Source organism: Laceyella sediminis (genome assembly GCF_003003125.1).
Taxonomy (GTDB): domain Bacteria; phylum Bacillota; class Bacilli; order Thermoactinomycetales; family Thermoactinomycetaceae; genus Laceyella; species Laceyella tengchongensis.
Genome location: NZ_PVTZ01000009.1, coordinates 59,835 through 79,511, shown reverse-complemented (window position 1 = coordinate 79,511; position 19,677 = coordinate 59,835). Strand labels below are relative to the sequence as shown.

Genomic DNA, 19,677 nt, shown 5'->3' with positions numbered 1-19,677 from the left:
TTTCTCTCCCCATGTTTATCATGATTGCCTGTCTAATGAGCAAACCGACAACGTAAGCTCCATCACCCATGTGAAAACAGGCAACGAAGTGGTTGCCTGCTTTTTATGCGTCGCGCGAGTCAACAAATCTCCCTACGATATGATACAATTTTTAGAAAATAGATTATTTATACAAGTGGGAGCGTGACAATGTGGGAGACCTTGAATTTAAGCATGCTGTAGAAACCACGCTCAAAGTCATCGGTGGGAAGTGGAAATTGGTGATTTTGTGCCATCTGTTGGACGGGGTCAAGCGCTTCAGTGAGTTGAAACGCAGTATGCCCAACATCACTCAGAAGATGTTGACACAACAACTGCGGGAGCTAGAGCAAGATGGCCTGGTTCATCGCCAAGTATACTGTCAGGTTCCTCCCAAAGTGGAATATTCCTTGACGGAATACGGAAAATCGATCAAAGAAGTGCTGGATGTATTAAATGGCTGGGGCAGACGGCACCGTGTGCGCATGAAACTTCAAAAACAATAAACACTCCCCCAACCGCGTTGAGGGAGTCTGGCAATCCGTCCAGCTTTAGTTGAGATTGATCCACACCGACTTCACTTGTGTATACAAATCCAAAGCATAACTACCCATCTCTCGCCCGAATCCAGATTGTTTATAACCCCCGAATGGAACGGACGCATCAAATACATTATAACAATTCACCCAGACCGTTCCCGCCTCCAACGCATGCGCCACACGATGCGCTTTGCTGACGTCCTTTGTCCACACCCCAGCTGCCAAGCCGTACTCGCTATCATTTGCGCGGCGAATCACATCCGCTATCTGATCTTCATCGTCAAACGGCATCGCCGCCACAACCGGCCCAAAAATCTCTTCTTTCGCAATGGTCATATCGGCTTTCACATCAGTAAAAATGGTCGGCTGTACAAAATACCCTTCTGAAGACAGAGGTTGCCCCCCGATCAACGGCTTGGCGCCTTCCGCTTTCCCTTTCTCCAAGTATTGGGAAACTCGCGCAAATTGTTCGTCGGACACCAACGGCCCCATCTCCGTCGTTTCATCCAAGCCGGGGCCCTGCTTGATCTTAGACGCATATCCGGCCATATCAGCCAAAAAGTTGTCGTACACCTTTTTGTGCAAAAACAGCCGGGAGCCCGCGCTACACACCTGTCCCTGGTTAAAGAAGATTCCCCTGAGCGCCCCAGGAATCGCTTTTGAGAAGTCTGCATCCGGGAAAATGATATTTGGCGATTTCCCGCCCAATTCCAAGGAAACCCGTTTCACCCGATCAGCCGCCTGGCTCATGATCAGTTTGCCCACTTCCGTCGATCCCGTGAAAGCCACCTTGCGAATTTTGGGATGCGCCACAATCGCCCCACCCGCCGTCGGACCAAATCCTGACAGGATATTGACAACTCCCTCGGGGAAGCCGGCTTCTTGGATCAATTGGCCCAAGTAAAGCGCCGACAGCGGCGTTTGTTCTGCCGTTTTCATGACCACCACATTGCCGGCCGCCAAAGCAGCCCCCAACTTCCATGCCGCCATGAGCAACGGGAAATTCCAAGGAATAATCTGTCCCACGATACCGATCGGCTCGTGCCGGGTATAAGAAAAGAAATTGCCACCAACGGAGTTATCAATCACTTGACCGTGGATTTTGCTAGCCCACCCCGCATAATAACGGATATGATCCACCGTCAGCGGTATATCCGCCGCCCGCGTCTCCCTAATCGGTTTCCCATTGTCAAGCGTCTCCAATTGAGCCAAGGCTTCCGCATGCTCCTCAATCAAATCGGCCAAGCGCCACATCAGCCTTCCTCGCTCACTGGGAGTCAGCTTCGACCAACGCCCCTCGTACGCCCGTTCAGCCGCTTCCACTGCTACATCCACATCGGCGCTGTCCGCTTCATACACCTCCGCCAACACTTCTCCCGTTGCCGGATTCCTCGTGGCAAACGTCTTGCCTGACAACGATTCCACAAACCGTCCTCCGATAAATAGCGGCTTCGGCTTCCCATCCAAAAAAGCTTGCACACGCGGATCCAATGAAACAGAAGACTTCCCTTGCATCCCAACGCCTCCTTCAAAAGGATATGACAGAACGACAGCTTTCACTTCCATTATATCTATATGGAACATTCAGAAAAATACGCACATTAAAGAAACAAAGTATCGGTAAAGATACATAGTTTCCATGGGGAAACCGTAAGTGTTAGGTCTTGGTTATGTTCATTTTAGATCGCCAGTCCATGTTTGCAAAGGAAAAAAACCTCCTCCAGTGTGCCGGAGAAGGCTATTAATACTGATAGGTCTATCCAGCAATCGCCGTCCATGTTCATTAAAATCACTCGATGGATAACCCAATCGATGGTAACAACAGATAAGATATTTTTTATAAATAACGATCGACATCGATTTCATCTATGTTGACTCTCGGAATGGCCATCGCTTCTTTTACTTTGTTATTTTTGTCGTAAATGACTACAATCCCTACTGATTGCCTTTTTAAATTGCCATAAAACCCAATCGTTTCCCCATTATCTTTTTTGATTTCTTTAATCAAACGATAAGCATACTTACCAAAACTGTTTTCCACTTCTTGCTTCTCTCTTCCCAAATAAGCAAATGCTTCTACGTATTCCTCACGGAGTTTGAATGATCTTCGGGCTACTTCATCTTCGAGATATTCGACATTGACCAATTGTTCATTAGCATCATAGGCAAATTGATAAATTGCATAACCATCTATTAAGCCATAGGTTACTTTAATCCCTTGTTGGGTTTTCTCCTCTTTGATTTTCTTTAGACCATAAATCCTCCCTAAGTTTTCTTCTACATTGATTCTATAATCTCCCATTTTGATAAACTTCAACATAAAAGATCTCCTTTAACATGCGGACTATCTTTTTTGTCTATTAGTTGAACAAGCAGACTTAAACGCCCCTTACCGGAACAAAGGTACCTAGTTACCAAACTAATACAAACACTTTTCTTAGAGCCTGCCCACCGAACAAGTATCTTTCTACTTACTCAGCGATCAAAACAGCACATCCTTTTAGGGTATGTCTGACAAATCAAGTTGGTGGGGAAAAAGCGGCGGAAAACCCTTTTCTCGAGGAGCGCCGATGCACAAGTGAAGATAATGAGAAAATGGTATTGGGGCCGCTGTCCTATTCATCAGACACGCCCTAGTAGATCGCACTTCTAATTTAAATGATACATTGAGATATACGCGTCCATTGTTTTTTTCCAATGTTGCACGAAAATCTCCTCATCACATGTATACTTACGACTTCCCACACCCGCCGATGTGGTCCCGTCATAGTTGCTCCTAATACGGATGCCCTGAGACCCACAATCTCGGGTGGACGTATAGAGATAATACTCCACAATGAGATCCCTGATCGTTAACCCTTCATCCTGAACCAACATAACCACAAACTCCCAAACCACGTCGGCATTCAGATCCGACGGGCGGTTTTCTTTTAAAAACCAAACCAACTTTTCCGTTTTGTTTTGCATGTGGGTTGCCTCTTTTCAATATGCTAAGCTTTCTTAAATGAAATAGGGCTTCCATTCGATTAAAAACCAGTCTGGTAAATAGGACAGCGACTCCAAACCGTTTACTCATTCACTTCACGTATGACGAGGCACTCATCGTGAAAATGGTTTTCCGATGCTTCTATTGTCATCTTGTCGGAATGATTCAACCATAACACCATACAAACAAAAAAGTCGCTCCATCATTTGTTGAGCGACTTAACTTTTAGAAATATACCTCAAGGGGTCTACTGGCTGACCATTAATATGCACTTCAAAGTGCAAATGGGGACCCGTTGACCACCCAGCATTTCCAATCCCAGCTATGTGATCTCCCCGCTTCACTTGTTGACCTGGACGAACATAAATATGTTCCGAAAACATATGAGCATACCAGGTCTGCATTCCATTGCCATGATCAATAATAATCAGATTCCCATACCCGTTTGATTTACCAGCTCTTACCACTACCCCGTCTCCAGCCGCATAGATCGGTGTTCCGACAGGACCAGCTAAGTCGATTCCAGCATGCAGTTTTCTAATATGTCTAATAGGATGAAACCGATATCCAAAACGGGAAGTAAGCACAGCAGATTTCGTAGGTGGCCCTAAAATTCCTCCTGTGGTAATAAAACTACCTCCTGGACCGCCACCAAAACTATATGCCCCAACATATTTTTGTAGAACGGGTGCTTTTGAGGAAGTGTTATAAGTCATGTCAGGCATGCCTTCAGCAAAAATGATCGGAATTTTTATCTTTGCTTTTGCAATCACTTCCTGATCATCAATCTCTAACTCAAAAGATTCAATGGCCTTTTTTTGATGAGACCCAAAACTCGTTTCAAACTGTTCCTTTGCTTTCTCCTCATCCCCTTCAGTTGAAGCCACTTTCACAGCATCGCGGATGGCTGCTTGAGCATCAAGCACAGCTAACCCAGCAACTACCAACTGCCATACAACTAATGCCAATAGAAAAAACAACGGCATAATAACGATAAATTCAGTTGTCGAAGCGCCTTTTTTACGCCTAACTGAATAGATAATCTTTGAAAATATTCTCATCTCCGTCCTCCAATTGAAAATACTCTTCCTCTACCCTTGGCTAATTTATGACAGGAGATTTAGCTTTCGTTTCGAATGAAACAGAAGATGATCCAGGCAAAAAAACAATGTCAATCTCTGTCTTTGCCTTAGCAATCACTTGACCATCTTTAATCTTCACTTCATAAGAAGACAAGTGATAGTCCTCCGTGTTTGGAAACACCTTTTTACCCCTTGCTTCTTCTTTTTCAGGTTTGCCCGACGATGCAGTTAGCCGAACTCCTTCTTTGACTAAGGATTGTGTTTCCATAACCGCCATTCCGGCAACGAAAAATTGCCATACAACCAAACACATGAAAAAAACCAAGGGAATAATTGTGATGAATTCCAATGTGGCAGACCCTTTTCTCTTCCTACTCCCTTGGTTCTCTCTCGTATTCAATGGACTACCCTCCGAAACACTTAGTTTTCAAACGGAATTTCTATTTTTTTCATCTTTGCTGTCCAGCCTGCATAATCACGTTTCGGACCAAAACCAACACCCTTAACATAGACATCTCTGAATTGCTCTGCAAAAATGAGTGAATGGAATTTGACTTTGGCTTCAACTCGAACACGTCCATCCACAAAGAAGATGATTTTGCTCGGTTCAGCACCATTTTGCTTGATATATTTGCTTACAGATTGCTTGATTTCATTTTCATACTTTTTTCTAACGCTTTTGATCACACCATATCGTTTACCCGGGGTTCCCAATACTGCTTCATATGGATCAAGGATTACACCTGTCCCAATCACTGCTTGCATCCGCTCTTGCACTTCTTTATTCACATATTCATCCATTTTCTGCGTCGCCGCCAAACTCCCTGCATCAGCCGCTTTCTGCGCTGTTGCATGATCCATCCATGCAATGACAAGGGAGGCTAGAAACATGAAGAATATCATAAAGATCGGCAAGCCAGCGACCCACATCATTGTCACGTTTCCCCGTTTTCGATTTAACCTACGCAATGACCGTAACATGGGGTCCTCCTGAAGTAGCCAACTATTATTTAGGATTACGAGTGATAGCCATACTATTGTCTAATGCTTCTTCCTCATTATCCAATACCTCGTTATGCAAGAATTGCCTTTTTGCTCTGTCAAACGTTTCCTGATCCCTTGGATGCACATGTGCCGGATGAAGGCGCAAATGGATCAGCCAAAAATGAATAGCATCAACGATTTGACCTTTTTTATACAAAAGGGATATGACGTTTTTTCTGTCATCATACGTTTCCATCTGCAAATAGTTATCCCGGAAGAGCAGTTCTCCCATCCGGTCATGCCAATCATTTAAAGAAGAGAAATCTTGCGGATAAAAGACGCCGTTTCTTCCAATTCTAGTTAATGTCGCATTCATAAGCTCGGCAATCTTCTCGTATTCTGATCGCATTTCTAAGATCGATGCAAATGCGTCTTGACATGCATGGATTGAAGGAGATTCTTCACCCTGTGCCAAGCATTTCTTAGTGATATCTAATGCCTTTTCTATACTGTTGCTGTTACGATGACTATATTGGCGACCCACCTTATAAAAAGTGGTATTAATATGACCAAGCGTTATCGATAATCTCGCCACTTCTCTGATGCTTTCCAGTGCAGGGATTTTGCCATCTCTTGTAATGAACAAATATCCTGTTACTTCTTTCCCCTCATAGTAACTGGCGCAATAATAATCTTCACCTTCATATCTCACCAAGACAGTAAGAATATCGTAACGCTCGCTGGGCTTTTTATATTCTTCTATGATGTCCTTTATTTTCGGAGGAATAGATTGATTATCCAATCATAATTACCACCTTTAAGTTGATATTTCCCTACACTATCACCTTATTAATCAAACCAACTTTTCACCCATCTCACAGGAGCCGTGACAACTTTTCTAACCGTTTTGTTTCCTGTGAAATACTTGCCGACTGTCGCTGCTCCCCATACAAGAGCTCCACCTACTGCAAGGCCAACTGCCAATGGGGGACAAGCGGCTCCAATCATCAAGCCCGCTGTCAATGCAAGACTACCAAGGCCCGCCGTACCTGTTAAAACAGCATCTGCCTGTTGCTGTGATCCATCTGGGCTGTTAAATGCATGGGCATAGCCAGACACCATCTCAACGGTAGAAAACGCAATCCCCGCCCAACCCGCAACTTTTGCAACTTTTGACAATGGAGCAACGCTTTTAAGCAAAGTACTTGAATCGGCAGCTGCACCACCAATCGGTGTAGCGAAGTTTCTGAGATTGTGGATTTTAGTGCCTACATATGGTGCGATATTTGACCAGTTAACAAATTGATGAAGTGTTACACCTTTTTCTATCGCATCCCATGAGTCCATTAAGCCTTGTTGCCAAGTTCTATCCTGTGTAAATATACTTATGCCACCACGAACAATGGCGGAGACAGTTAACGCTCCTGTAACCTTTGCGCCACTCGAAAGACCATTTGGTTCTGACATTGAGGTAGCAACCTCATGAACACCTGCAATTTTTGCAATAAAGAAATCGTTAAATGTCCATTTGATAACTTTGTAAGCTTGATCAGTCGTTACCCATTCAACAGATTTATCCCAAGCACTTTTTTCTGGATTGGCCTCTTTTTTGGTATCCGCCTTTTTGACGACATCACCATCTTTTTGCACATCGCCTGACTTTTGCACTTCTTTCACTTGTAAATCGGCATAGGCTGGATATGAGAACGGGATGGTGATGTTGAACAAAATGAAGGCAAGCATAATAATAGCTAGCGACCTTTTATGCTTGGCCATATATTTAAACCACATAATCTCCCTCCTAACTAATTTTTTTAAAGCTGTCACCGCGAGATCCCTAACATCTATAGCTTTTTACGCGTTGCAATTGTTCCACACTATAACAAGCAATGCTAGAAATATAAACATATCATAAGTCCAGCAAGCCCATTTCCCCACCATAGCCGCTTTCCCATTAATCACTTACACGAGGTTCATGTAAAGTAACCCACTCTTTATTTTGGATTGCGTGTGATTGATAAAATATTGTTTTCTAACTCTTTCTCTTCATCTTCTATAGCCTCATTTTGTAAAAACTTCCTTTTGGCCTTATTAAAAGTGTCTAGATCCCTTGCACTTACATGCCCAGGATGGAGACGCAAATGAATCAACCAAAAACGAAATGCATCAATAACCCTTCCTTTTTTTAACAAAAAGGATATCACTTTTCTTCTATCATCATAGGTTTCCATCTGCACATAATTATCTCTAAACAACAATTCTCCCATCCGCTCATGCCAATCATTTAATGAAGGGAAATCTTCTTGCGAATAAAAGATTCCGCTTCTCCCAATTCTGTTTAATGTTGCATTCATGCACTCGGCAATCTTTTCATACTCAGATCGCATCTCTAAAATGGATTCAAACGCCTCTTTACACGCATTGATTGAAGGCAAGTCTTCACCTAATTTTAGACATTTATTTGTTATATCTAGCGCCTTTACTATACTGTTGCTATTTCGACGACTAAACTGGCGACCCACACTGTAAAAAGTAATATTAATATGATTAACCAATAAGGATAATCTTGCCACTTCACGAATCTTTTCTCGTGCAGGAATGCTTCCTTCTTTTGTGATAAACAAATATCCAGTAGTTGTTTTCCCCTTATAGTAACTGACACAATAATAATCTTCCTCTTCATACCTTACCAATACAGCAAAAATTTTATAACGTTCGCTAGGCTTTTTATGTGCTTCAATAATATCTATGATATTTGGAGGAATTGATCGTTTTTCCAATTATTCTTACCTCCTTTCGAGTCACTCCACCTCACCATAATCGTATTAATCAAACCAGCTTTTCACCCATCTCACAGGCGCCGTGACAGCTTTCCTAAACGTTTTGCTTTTTCCTGTGAAATACTTGCCAGCCGTAGCTGCTCCCCAGACAAGAGCTCCACCCACTGCAAGGCCAACCGCTAATGGGGGACAAGCAGCCCCCATCATCAAGCCCGCCGTTAACGCTAGGCTTCCGAGCCCAGCAAAACCATTTAATACACCATCAGCTTGGCTTTTTGATCCATCCTGGCTATAAAATGCAGAACCAAATCCAGACACCATTTCAACGGTGGAAAAAGCGATCCCCGCCCAACCGGCAACTTTTCCAATCGTTGTTAATGGAGCAGTACTTTTGAGCAAGGTACTTGAACTCACACCTGCTTCACCAAGCTGTTCAATAAACAGAGGGGAATTTAATCTAGCACCAATATATGGTATGATTTTATCCCATGCAACGAATTGGTGAAGTGTTACTCCTTTTTCTAGCGCATCCCAACTATCCAATGCTGCTTGTTTCCATCCATCTTTGACAAATATGCCAATACCACCACGAACAATCGCCGAGAGTGTGAGCAAGGTCGTCCACTTAATAGAACTCCTAGCGGAAGCATTAATATTGCCATTACCGTATTCTTTAATTACCGACTCAGCACCGACAATTTTTGTGAAGAAAAAATCGTTAATCGTCCACTTAATCGCTTTATAAGCCACCCCATCCGATACCCACTCAAACGACTTCTCTAGTACACTTTTATCTTCTGGAACAGCTTCTTTTTTGGCATCCGCCTTTTTGACAACATCACCATCTTTTTGCACATCGCCAGACTTTTGCACTTCTTTCACTTGTAAATCAGCATAGGCTGGATATGAGAACGGGATAGTGATGTTAAACAAAATAAAGGCAAGCATAATGATGGCAAACAATCTTTTATGCTTGGCCATATATTTAAACCACATACTCCCTCTCCTAACTAGCTTTTTAACTTTCACCATGAATTTCTATTACATCTTTAGCTTTTTATGCGTTGCAATTGATCCACACTATAACAAGCAATGCTAGAAATCATAAGTCCAGCAAGCCCGTCTCTCCACCATAGCCGCTTTCCCATTAATCTCTTACACGAGGTCCATGTAAAGTAACCCACTCTTTATTTCGGATTGCGAATAATAGGTAAAATATTGTTTTCAAAAGCTTTCTCTTCGTCTAATGGCTTATTTTGTAAGAACTTCCTTTTCCCCTTGTTAAAAGTGTCCAGATCCCTTGCATTTACATGCCCAGGATGGAGGCGCAAATGAATCAACCAAAAACGAAACGCATCAATAATTCTTCCTTTTTTTAATAAAAGGGATATGACTTTTCTTCTATCATCATAGGTTTCCATCTGCACATAATTATCTCTAAACAACAATTCTCCCATCCGCTCATGCCAATCACTCAATTGAGAATAATCTTCTTGTGGATAAAAGATTCCACTTCTCCCAATTCTGTTTAATGTCGCATTCATGCACTCGGCAATCTTTTCATACTCAGATCGCATCGCTAAGATGGATTCAAACGCCTCTTTACACACATCGATGGAAGGCAAGTCTTCGTCTAATTTTAGACATTTATTTGTTATATCTAGCGCCTTTACTATACTGTTGCTATTTCGACGACTAAACTGGCGACCTACATTGTAATAAGTAAAATTAATAAAATTAAGTTCTATGGATAACCTAGCCACTTCGCGGATGTCTTCTCGTGCAGGAATTTTGCCCTCTCTCGTGATAAACAAATATCCTGTTACATCTTTCCCTTCATCGTAACCGACGCAATAATAATCTTCCTCCTCATACCTAACCAGCACCGAAAGAATATCATAACGCTCACGTGGCTTTTTATGTGCTTCAATAATATCTATGATATTTGGAGGAATTGATCGTTTATTCAATCACTATGACCCCCTTTCGAGTCAATTCACCTTCACTATAACCGTATTAATCAAACCAGCTTTTCACCCATCTCACAGGAGCCGTGACACCTTTCCTAAACGTTTTGCTTTTTCCTGTGAAATACTTGCCAACTGTCGCTGCTCCCCAGACAAGAGCTCCACCCACTGCAAGTCCAACCGCCAATGGAGGACAAGCAGCTCCCATCATCAAGCCCGTCGCTAACGCTAGGCTACCGAACCCAGCAACACCATTTAATACACCATCAGCCTGGCTTTTTGACCCATCCTGGCTATAAAATGCAGAACCAAATCCAGACACCATTTCAGCAGTGGAAAAAGCAATTCCCGCCCAACCCGCAACTTTTCCAACCGGTGTTAATGGAGAAGTGCTTTTAAGTAAGGAACTTGAACTAACAGCTGCTTCACCAATAGTTCCTATTTTTATTGCGTTAGTGGCACGTTCAGTTACGAATGGTACGATTTTTCCCCACGCAACGAATTGGTTAAGTGTTACTCCTTTTTCTAACGCATCCCAACTATCCAATACCGCTTGTTGCCAACCGTCTTGAACCTTTATGCCAATACCATTACGAACAAGCGCTGAGAGTGTGAGCAAGCTCGTCCACTTAATAGAACTCCTGGCGGAAACATTAATATTACCATCAATTAATTCATTACCGACTGTTTCGATACTGACAAGTGTTGCGAAGAAAATTTCGCTAATCGTCCACTTAATCGCTTTATAAGCTTGCCCCCCTGATACCCACTCAAATGACTTCCCTAACACACTTTTATCTTCTGGAACAGCTTCTTTTTTGGCATCTGCCTTTTTAACGACATCACCATCTTTTACCACATCGCCTGCCTTTTGCACTTCTTTCACTTGTAAATCGGCATAAGCTGAATATGAGAAAGGAATAGTGATGTTAAACAATATAAAAGCAAGCATAATGATGGCAAACAATCTTTTATGCTTGTTGATGTGTTTAAACAGCATAATCCCTCTCCTGCATCCTGTTTAGTAAACTTCCCAATCATAGTAATAATGACCTACCACAAATGTAAGGTAAGGAAGGATAAACATATTAAAAATAAGTTGAATGATATTTATGAGAAACAGGTTATCCAAAGTATAAAGCGACAAAAACAGGGTCACAAAATTCATTAACATGGTTAATATGCTCAATAAAAACGTAACACCCATTACTTGAAATAACCTTGTCTTCCCTACTTGAAATGCTCTTTTCAACCCATTGAACCAACTTTCCCCTTCAAACACAACAACATAAGGATAGAGAATAAACAGCATAAGTAAGATCAAGCCTGGAACAATAAACAGCACCGTGCCAAGCGTTACAAGGATGGCAATAATCGCCCCTACCACATATACAGGAAGCATATGTTCAAAGAACACTCTGTATCCTTCACTTATACTCGTTTCTTCTTCGATCAACTTGCTTTTAACCAAATAAATAAATGGAATTTGGCTGATAAAGATAGTAATGGTAGAAAAGATAAATTGTGGGTAACTCCCTAATTCCGATATGCCCACCGTTGCAAAGAGATTGTAATAGAATGTGGATACAAACTGATTGATAAAAAAGAGTGGAAACGCAATAGTAACTCCAAAAAGAAGGATGTACAATAGCTTATCTTTGTACAAAGATAAGCTATCTACATAATTTTTCATGACTGAACCACCTCTAAAATATCGATTTGTCTTCGTTACTAGTTGGTATCATATTCATCCATTTTGTCCTTACCTTTTTTCTCTACGAGTTCTCTTGTTTTCTCTTTGTTCTCCTTTAGGAGTTTTATTAAGGAGTCATAACGGCTCTTTCTATATTCGTCAATTTTATCCGCACGATTAGTAATCAACTTTTCAACTTTATCAGCTTCATCACTAGACAGTTTATCTGTATTTTCCAAATGGCTTAAGGCTGTTCTCATATGATGTGACTCTGTAAAAGATAGTTCATCTATTCCAAGCCCAGTAAAAGTGATATTTTGCAACTCATTTTCCTTTTTAGTAAACTGATCAATAATGTCGCTCACATTATTCACTTTCCACATCAACCATTGATCCCAGATTTTCATTTTTTGACTGTCAAAATAACTTCTTAATCCGTCTTCGTCTCGAATTGTGGCATATTCTCCACCACCAGCCCGAGCTGCTTCTTGCAATGCTTTTTGACCCGCATCATCCACATCAAATCCGATAATATTTACCACGGCTTTGACATTGGATTTATTCAACTCTTGCGCAACTTGAACCGGATTGCCACCACATGTTTCAATACCATCACTTACTACATAAATTAAATTTTCCGAAGGTACATTTGATCTTGAAAGATCATTTGCAGCTTCCTTCATTGCCAATGCAATCGGCGTCCATCCGGTGGGTTTAAACGCGTCCAACGCCTTGTTAAACTTTTGTTGATCGTATTTACCCAAAGGATAAACGACTTCAGTGCTTTTACAAGAAATGTCTTTATCTTTATCAGCATTGCTACCTTTATGGCCATACACCCTTAAAGAGACATTTGCATGTGTAGAAAGTGAAGATGCAAAACGGGAAACCGCGTTTTTCGCAAGGGTCATTTTGGAAAAGCCATCAACCTTACCAGCCATACTTCCAGAGGAGTCAATCAAGATCATGACATTCAACTGTTTCCCTGAGGGTGTTTTCAAATCACCAGGGTCGCCACTTACAGTATATGTAGTGTCAAACGCATCCAATTTTTTTACATAGGGTTGATAATCCTCTGCAAAAAGTTCGACTAACTTCTGGTATGCTTGTTCGCCCGTGAGATTTTTAGGCAACGCATCTAACTCTTTGTTGGCATTTTCTTCATTATAGGCACTACCCGCATATTTGCCGGGACCTTCTTTTAACATTTCTTCGACTTCTGTCGCATACGCTTTTTTAGCTTCTTTGTTTTGCTCTGCCGTTACTCCCTCTTCTGTCTTGGAGACGGGTGTGGAACAGCCAGCAATGGCAACGGAAACGACAACAAGACCACTTACCACCTTGGCATAAAATGCATTCAATTCACTCACCTCTTAAAATAAGAATATATGGTTTGCTTTAACGCAAACCATATATTCCATTGTTCCAACTGACATCTTACTTAACCTCTTCCAAATTACCGGACTTCTCAACCACATTTTTCACTTTACCTCTTAGTACTCCTGTGATCTCATTATCCTCTCCACCTTTAAAAACAAAGAGCAAGAGACCTGCAAAAGCGGCACCAGCGGCAATAATGATAACATACTCAAGCGTCGGAGAACCTTTTTTGCTGAGAGGCTTGAAGCTAGGCAAGAATTCTTTTACACGTTCCCAACGATAAGTCCACAAAGCTTTTTTTTCCATGATGTATTCCTCCTAGATAAAAGTTAAAAGAGTGCTGTTCAACCAACGACAACTTCCTACATTATATTCCCGTTTTTTTCAGTTCTCACCTCCTTAAATGCTAAATGCCACCAAAAATATCTCTTGCAATAAAATAGCTATAAATAATGGCACTAAGCATGAGCAACATAATTGACGGAGCAATGACCAACCCACTTACTAAGGAAATCTTTGGCGCCGCCTTACCAGCTGCTTCTTTTGCATGCTCTGCCCGCATCCGTCTCATCTCTTCTGCTTGTTGAGCAAATGTTTGAGCAATTGGGGTACCCAGATTATGAGCTTGGATCAAAGACTGGATCAATGCTTCCAATTCCGACGATTCTGTTCTGCTAATCAGCGATCTGTAAGCTGCCTCACGTTGCACACCAAACTTGACTTCCTGATTCAAACGGGCCAATTCTTCACTTAATGGCCCTTGCGTGGTTTCTACATAGTAGGCAAAGGCGTCATCCATCGACATACCCGCCTGTAAGGTGATACTCATCATATCCAGAAAATCAGGCAGATCCAAGCGAAGTTGCTCTTGCCTGCTCTTTGCCTTCATTCTCACCCAATATATAGGTGCCATATATCCAACAAACGGCGCAAAAACGGTAATCAAAAAGTCTAGCGGCAAAAAGCCAACGGAATAGTACAGCAACCCAAAGCACAATCCCAAAATAGCCCCTAAGATTTTGGCTCCGTGCAAGCGGGCAACCGTCAACTGAAAAGGGTATCCCGCTTTTACCAACGAATCCTCCAACTCGGTGTCCTCACTTAAGATTTGAATGTTCTTTCCCGTAGGTGCGAGTTTGTCCAACCACTGGTGAATCAGCATTCCCCTGCTTACTCTTTTCTTCATTACCTTCCAAGGGGGAATGTGATTGTCCAGATTGATGCGTACCTTCTCTTTTTCCATGCTATAGGAGTAATAAGAAATTGCAGCAAAAAACAAGCAAGCCCATATAGCCAATACGAGAATGAGAAGTGTAAATGTCATCTCCTATCCATTCCTCTACACTTTAATGTCGGCGATTCGTTTAATTAGAATAAAGCCGATCACTTGCATAATGATAAAAATGATTAATACGATGATCCCAAAAATATTGGTGAAGAAGTCGAAGAAGTTTTCGATCATTTGACTCATCATAAAAACGATAAGAATCGAAACAACGGGTAGCATATATGCTGAAAAACGTGCTTGCGCCACTGTTGCATCAATGGTCTTATGAATGATTTTGCGCTCTTCCATCGTACTTGCCATCTCGCTTAAAACACGAGCTAAGTCACCACCCGCTCGTCGTTGGATGATTAAGGCATTTACAAACACCTGCAAATCACGAGAAGGCACACGTTTAGTCAATTCTCTTAAAGATACTTCAACGCTTTTTCCAAGTTGCAACTCTTTGACGACCGTATTTAATTCTTCTTTGATCGGTCCACTCATTTCTTTGACAACCAATTCCAAGCCTTGGGGAATCGACAACCCCGCTCTGGCGGCACTACTTAACAGACGACAGGCTTCGGACAATTGGGCATCTATTTTTCGCACATATAAAAACTTGCGAGAATTGATCAGCATTCTGGAACCAAGTGGTGTCAGAACACCTGCGATGAACAAACTCATAAAAAACGGGGCATCCAATCCTAGGTAAAGCAGAAAAGTCAACCCCAGCTCCCCTGCTATCAACAAAGCACCATACTCTGAAGGGCGCAGATTAATGCTCGCTCGTTTCAATTGGGGAGCCAACTTTTTAGCCCACTCTTGATTATCAAGCCGGTCCGCAAGGCGGTCAGACCAACTGATTTCGGTTTTTGTTCCTACATACTTCTCCAGCACTTCATTCGTCTGCCTTTGTGCAGTGCGCATCTCTACCCAGTTGAAGAGAGCCAGCATTGAACACAAGACTGCTAATGCCCCAACTATCGCCTCGGTCACGCTTTCTCTCCTCCTTTTTTCGGGTTGAACATTTCTTTTGCGACGCCAACACCATATGCTTGCAAACGATCAAGGCAGCTAGGTAAATAGCCAGTTGGGGCGAAGTATCCTTCCACCTTCCCGTCTTTATCTACATTGGTCTGTACAAAACGGAAAATATCGATCATCTTGACTGAACCATCTTCCTTTTGCTGCATCTCTGCGATGGCCAGCATCTTGCGTTGCCCATCTGGCAACCGTCCGATTTGTACAATGTAATCAACCGCACTGACAATATACTGGCGAATGATTTCAGATGGCAGATCCATTCCCGACATCATCACCATCCCCTCCAGACGACTCATAGCGTCTTGCGGGGTATTTGCGTGTACCGTGGTGATAGAACCTTCATGACCCGTGTTCATCGCTTGTAGCATGTCAAACGCCTCCGCGCCACGAACCTCCCCTACGATGATCCGGTCAGGCCGCATCCGCAAAGCGTTACGTACAAGCTGGCGAATCGAAACTTCCCCTTTGCCTTCTACGTTGGCGGGGCGCGCTTCCATCCCGACGACATGTGTATGCGGAATTCGAAGCTCCGCCATATCCTCAATGGTGATAATCCGTTCATCTTCTGGAATGAAACACGCCAATGCATTCAGCAGTGTCGTTTTCCCGCTACCTGTGCCCCCAGAGATGATAATGTTCAACTTCGCTTTCACCATACTCGTGAGGAATTTGGCCATATCCGGAGTCATGCTGTTAAATGAAATCAAATCCTCCAAACGAATCGGGTCTTTGCGAAACTTACGAATAGAAAGCAACGAGCCTTTCAAGCTGATCGGGGGAATTACTGCATTCACACGGCTTCCGTCAGGCAGGCGCGCATCCACCATGGGAGAACTCACGTCAATCCGGCGGCCGATCGGCGCCACAATTCGGTCAATCACATGGCGCAACGCTTCTTCATCGCGAAATTGGATATCCGTTTTATACAATTTACCCTTTTTCTCGTAGAAAACTTCATAAGGACCGTTCACCATGATTTCGGTAATCTCTTCGTCTTCCAACAAGGATTCCAATGGACCGAAGCCCACGGACTCGTTAATGATCCGATTGATAACTCGGTTCCGCTCTTGGCCGGTCAACACGACTTGCTCATCAGCTAAGTATCTGCTAACTAAGCGATCTAGCGTGATACGTAATTCCGATGAGGGCATCTGTGTTAGTTTTTCCAAGTCCGTTTCACGTAGTAACCGAGCTTTAAAGTGTTGTGCCAGTTCATTAACCCGATTATCATCGGCAGGCTTCTGTCTTTCTCTCTCACTGGCGCTTCGACGAATATGCTTTGTTAATCGTTGGTTTTGCGAGAAAATGGCCATCTTCAAAACCATCCTTACTGTTATTGTTGAGGGGTATCCGTTTCCATCGGATTCCCTTGTGTATTTGTAGTTGATTTTTGATTAGGTTGCTTTATCTGTTTTTTAGCTCCTTCTTTTTCTCCAATTTTTCCATCACCCGTGTTCGGGGCTTTCAACACTCTAATAGATGCTGCAGTATTTTGTATACCAATAAAGTTAGCTGCTTCTTCCAGTGTCATCTCTAACCCTAACCCAGTTACATTTTTATTCGCGTCAATACCCAAAGCAACAATCTCTACGTTTTTCATGTATATACTCGTCTTCATGTTTTTATCAGTGACGATAATATCTACCAAATCTCGCTGATTAAAGTTATCGTCAAAACCTACACGGTCTGATTTAAAGAGCATAACCATTCTATGGTTCTTTGATCTCAACTCTGTTTCACGCTTCAGTACATTAGCTGTAAGAATCTCGCCTTTTGAAAGAGGCACTACCGAAACTAATTGGCCAATACTTGCAATCTGCTCTTGCCCTAAAGAAATAGAATTCAGATCAGTAACAATCGAACCCTCCACATACTGTCTTGGCATTGCTTTTTGCTCAAACATCTCTGAACTTAACGGTTTGCGTGAATCAATATTTTCCTTCGCTACATAAACTGGGACAAAATCACCTAATTCAGCATCAACTGCCATCGACTTCTGTAAAAACATATACCCGGCAATCGCAGAAAGTAACAACGCGACAACTAAAAACAATAAGGCTCTTCTCTTTGCATCCTGCATAGATCACACCTGCTTATTTTTATAATTTGGTTAGCACATACGTAAACACCGTGCCAAGTAGAATGAATGGGGCAAATGGGAATTCAGTTTTGCGACCCACTTGGTTCCAACGCACTAGCTTGACGATGAGCAGATAGAGGGCCGCCAACAGGTGGGAGGAGAAAAAGATCAGGAGAAAAGGCTGAAAGCCCAAGGCGAGCCCCAACATGCCAAACAGCTTCACATCTCCTCCGCCGATAGAACGTTCATCGGTTACGACGGCAATCACATAAAGGATGAGAAAGACGACGAAACCGGTCAACACATAGTTCCACCATGGCTCCGGCCGCTCAAAAAGGCGAGCGAGCACGGCCGCCACGATGCCGATCACGACGAAACGGTCGTAGATTAAGCGGTATTTGAGATCGGTCACCGTTGCCGCGATCAACAATCCTATCAAGACGAGATACAACCCATGCTCGATCAAGGGATTCTCCCGCCTTATGAAGTGGATTTGCCGTTCTTCGATTCAGACAGCAGTTGTTTGGCAAACTTCTGCATGTCCCGAGCGAAGAGTGACAGGTTGCGTTCGTTTTTGGCAGTACGCAATGGCTTGCCGCGATTGATCGCCTGGTCGATGCGTTTTAGATCATCTCGGAATTCGCCGGCGATATCGAAACTGAAGCGTTGGCGGATTTCTTTGGCTCCGATTTCGGAGTCACGGTTTATCCGGTTGACGAGGATTTCCAAACGATCCGTTGGGTCCACACCAATCATATTAAATGCGGTCAATACCCGGTTTAACGTGCGTAGGGACAAGGCGTCGGGATTTAACACGTAAAAAATCTTGTCCGCCTCTTCCAATGCCGCATACGTTAAGTTGGTCATTTCCGCTGGCATGTCGACAAGTATGTAATCATAGTATAGGCGGGCAGCGCGGAGTAGACGTTCGATATGCTCTTCGGTAATCTGTTCGGCTACTTCTAAATCGGCGGGACTGGCCAACACTTCAACAGCAGAGTGTGGTTCAATCACGGTCACGCTACGGATATGGTTATCATTCAACTCATGCAAAACCGGCGTCAAATCATATAGATTGCGGCCACTTGCAAGGTTGAGATACGTTTCCACACCGCCGAATTGGAAATTGAGATCCACCAACAGCACACTGGAGTTGGATTCCAACTGAAGCGTCTGAGCTAGCGTGGAAGCAATCAAACTTTTGCCGGAACCGCCCTTGCCGCTGTAAAAACCGATTACTTGCCCGCGCCCCCAGGTAAAATTGGCAGCCGCCTCATTCTTGTCGCTATCAGATTGCAACGCGATGACGGCGCGTGACAACACATCGCCTAGCGCGTTAATCTCATCCGGGAAAAAGAGGACGTCAAACGCTCCTGCGCGGCTGGCGTCACGAATGCGGATCGAATCTTTGGATTCAGTGAGGAAAACTATCTTGACTTGTGTCACTTCACGCAAGATGTAAGGGATCAGCTGCATCCCTAAGCTTCCGACCCCTTCATGCAACAACACGACATCCGGCTGGATCCGGGCGATCTCACGCCGCACTTCCGACGCGTAAACATGGCTGATCTGAGGAAACTGAGTGCTTAATCTTTCTCGCAAATCCGTTGCAATCGAATCTTCTTCGGTTATGATTAACAACTTGATATCTGGATACATAAGAAAAGCAAAGCCTCCTTAAATAGCATGCTTTTTCAACAACGATATTTGATGATAGCATCACTATATTTTATCTTAGTAAAAATGAAGTTCAATACTTTCCTCTAAGATTTATTAAATATTTTAAAACTAGGTATTAATTAAACATAATGGGAAATGTATAATCTTATTGGGATTAAATGAAATCTTCCTCCAAGT

At 42.9% G+C, this 19,677-nt stretch carries 22 protein-coding genes; 1 reads left to right on the top strand and 21 read right to left on the bottom strand.

The features are described 5' to 3' along the window. Positions 1 to 191: 191 nt before the first annotated feature. Positions 192 to 524 (top strand): winged helix-turn-helix transcriptional regulator, encoded by a 333-nt coding sequence (locus CLV36_RS11575; protein ID WP_054095551.1) that lies wholly within the window; start codon positions 192 to 194, stop codon positions 522 to 524. 45 nt (positions 525 to 569) lie between these two features. On the opposite strand, the gene CLV36_RS11570 is transcribed toward CLV36_RS11575, so the two are convergent. The 21 genes from CLV36_RS11570 to CLV36_RS11470 form a co-directional block, all read right to left on the bottom strand. Next, complete coding sequence (locus CLV36_RS11570) at positions 570 to 2,072, bottom strand: aldehyde dehydrogenase family protein (protein WP_054095550.1); 1,503 nt, start codon at positions 2,070 to 2,072, stop codon at positions 570 to 572. Between the two features lie 322 nt (positions 2,073 to 2,394). After that, positions 2,395 to 2,877 (bottom strand): hypothetical protein, encoded by a 483-nt coding sequence (locus tag CLV36_RS11565; RefSeq protein WP_106342773.1) that lies wholly within the window; start codon positions 2,875 to 2,877, stop codon positions 2,395 to 2,397. 329 nt (positions 2,878 to 3,206) lie between these two features. Then, positions 3,207 to 3,524, bottom strand: coding sequence for a hypothetical protein (locus CLV36_RS11560; RefSeq protein ID WP_054095548.1), 318 nt, complete (start codon positions 3,522 to 3,524; stop codon positions 3,207 to 3,209). Between the two features lie 237 nt (positions 3,525 to 3,761). Beyond that, a complete protein-coding gene (locus CLV36_RS11555; RefSeq protein ID WP_106342772.1) occupies positions 3,762 to 4,604 on the bottom strand; it encodes a M23 family metallopeptidase in 843 nt (280 codons plus the stop codon). A gap of 40 nt (positions 4,605 to 4,644) precedes the next feature. Continuing rightward, positions 4,645 to 5,025, bottom strand: a complete 381-nt coding sequence (locus CLV36_RS11550; protein WP_146130634.1) for a TadE/TadG family type IV pilus assembly protein — start codon at positions 5,023 to 5,025, stop codon at positions 4,645 to 4,647. A 20-nt stretch (positions 5,026 to 5,045) separates the two neighbouring features. Further along, complete coding sequence (locus CLV36_RS11545) at positions 5,046 to 5,414, bottom strand: hypothetical protein (protein WP_219904911.1); 369 nt, start codon at positions 5,412 to 5,414, stop codon at positions 5,046 to 5,048. Between the two features lie 217 nt (positions 5,415 to 5,631). Then, the gene (locus CLV36_RS11540) at positions 5,632 to 6,411 is read right to left on the bottom strand and encodes a hypothetical protein (protein ID WP_054095544.1); all 780 of its coding nucleotides are present in this window, start codon (positions 6,409 to 6,411) and stop codon (positions 5,632 to 5,634) included. Positions 6,412 to 6,458: 47 nt separating this feature from the next. Beyond that, positions 6,459 to 7,400 carry a hypothetical protein gene (locus tag CLV36_RS11535; protein ID WP_106342770.1) on the bottom strand — a complete coding sequence of 314 codons (942 nt, stop codon included), beginning with the start codon at positions 7,398 to 7,400 and terminating at the stop codon, positions 6,459 to 6,461. Between the two features lie 203 nt (positions 7,401 to 7,603). Further along, positions 7,604 to 8,389, bottom strand: a complete 786-nt coding sequence (locus tag CLV36_RS11530) for a hypothetical protein (RefSeq protein ID WP_106342769.1) — start codon at positions 8,387 to 8,389, stop codon at positions 7,604 to 7,606. A gap of 45 nt (positions 8,390 to 8,434) precedes the next feature. Next, positions 8,435 to 9,385, bottom strand: coding sequence for a hypothetical protein (locus CLV36_RS11525; protein WP_106342768.1), 951 nt, complete (start codon positions 9,383 to 9,385; stop codon positions 8,435 to 8,437). 191 nt (positions 9,386 to 9,576) lie between these two features. Then, positions 9,577 to 10,359: a hypothetical protein gene (locus CLV36_RS11520; protein WP_106342767.1), complete on the bottom strand. Its 783-nt coding sequence runs from the start codon at positions 10,357 to 10,359 to the stop codon at positions 9,577 to 9,579. Between the two features lie 46 nt (positions 10,360 to 10,405). Continuing rightward, positions 10,406 to 11,356, bottom strand: a complete 951-nt coding sequence (locus CLV36_RS11515; protein WP_106342766.1) for a hypothetical protein — start codon at positions 11,354 to 11,356, stop codon at positions 10,406 to 10,408. 21 nt (positions 11,357 to 11,377) lie between these two features. Further along, positions 11,378 to 12,049, bottom strand: a complete 672-nt coding sequence (locus CLV36_RS11510; protein ID WP_106342765.1) for a hypothetical protein — start codon at positions 12,047 to 12,049, stop codon at positions 11,378 to 11,380. A gap of 38 nt (positions 12,050 to 12,087) precedes the next feature. Beyond that, complete coding sequence (locus CLV36_RS11505) at positions 12,088 to 13,410, bottom strand: VWA domain-containing protein (protein ID WP_106342764.1); 1,323 nt, start codon at positions 13,408 to 13,410, stop codon at positions 12,088 to 12,090. A 76-nt stretch (positions 13,411 to 13,486) separates the two neighbouring features. Then, the gene (locus CLV36_RS11500; protein ID WP_106342763.1) at positions 13,487 to 13,735 is read right to left on the bottom strand and encodes a DUF4244 domain-containing protein; all 249 of its coding nucleotides are present in this window, start codon (positions 13,733 to 13,735) and stop codon (positions 13,487 to 13,489) included. A gap of 100 nt (positions 13,736 to 13,835) precedes the next feature. Continuing rightward, positions 13,836 to 14,753, bottom strand: coding sequence for a type II secretion system F family protein (locus CLV36_RS11495; protein ID WP_106342762.1), 918 nt, complete (start codon positions 14,751 to 14,753; stop codon positions 13,836 to 13,838). Between the two features lie 15 nt (positions 14,754 to 14,768). Then, on the bottom strand, positions 14,769 to 15,692 hold the full coding sequence (locus CLV36_RS11490) for a type II secretion system F family protein (protein ID WP_106342761.1): 924 nt from the start codon (positions 15,690 to 15,692) through the stop codon (positions 14,769 to 14,771). After that, positions 15,689 to 17,053, bottom strand: a complete 1,365-nt coding sequence (locus tag CLV36_RS11485; RefSeq protein WP_106342760.1) for a TadA family conjugal transfer-associated ATPase — start codon at positions 17,051 to 17,053, stop codon at positions 15,689 to 15,691. The genes CLV36_RS11490 and CLV36_RS11485 overlap by 4 nt, the downstream gene beginning before the upstream one ends. Before the next feature lie 20 nt (positions 17,054 to 17,073). Continuing rightward, a complete protein-coding gene (locus tag CLV36_RS11480; protein ID WP_106342759.1) occupies positions 17,074 to 17,820 on the bottom strand; it encodes a CpaB family protein in 747 nt (248 codons plus the stop codon). A 19-nt stretch (positions 17,821 to 17,839) separates the two neighbouring features. Continuing rightward, positions 17,840 to 18,286, bottom strand: a complete 447-nt coding sequence (locus tag CLV36_RS11475; protein WP_054095533.1) for a prepilin peptidase — start codon at positions 18,284 to 18,286, stop codon at positions 17,840 to 17,842. 14 nt (positions 18,287 to 18,300) lie between these two features. After that, positions 18,301 to 19,479 carry a CpaE/TadZ family protein gene (locus tag CLV36_RS11470; protein ID WP_054095532.1) on the bottom strand — a complete coding sequence of 393 codons (1,179 nt, stop codon included), beginning with the start codon at positions 19,477 to 19,479 and terminating at the stop codon, positions 18,301 to 18,303. Positions 19,480 to 19,677: the final 198 nt, after the last annotated feature.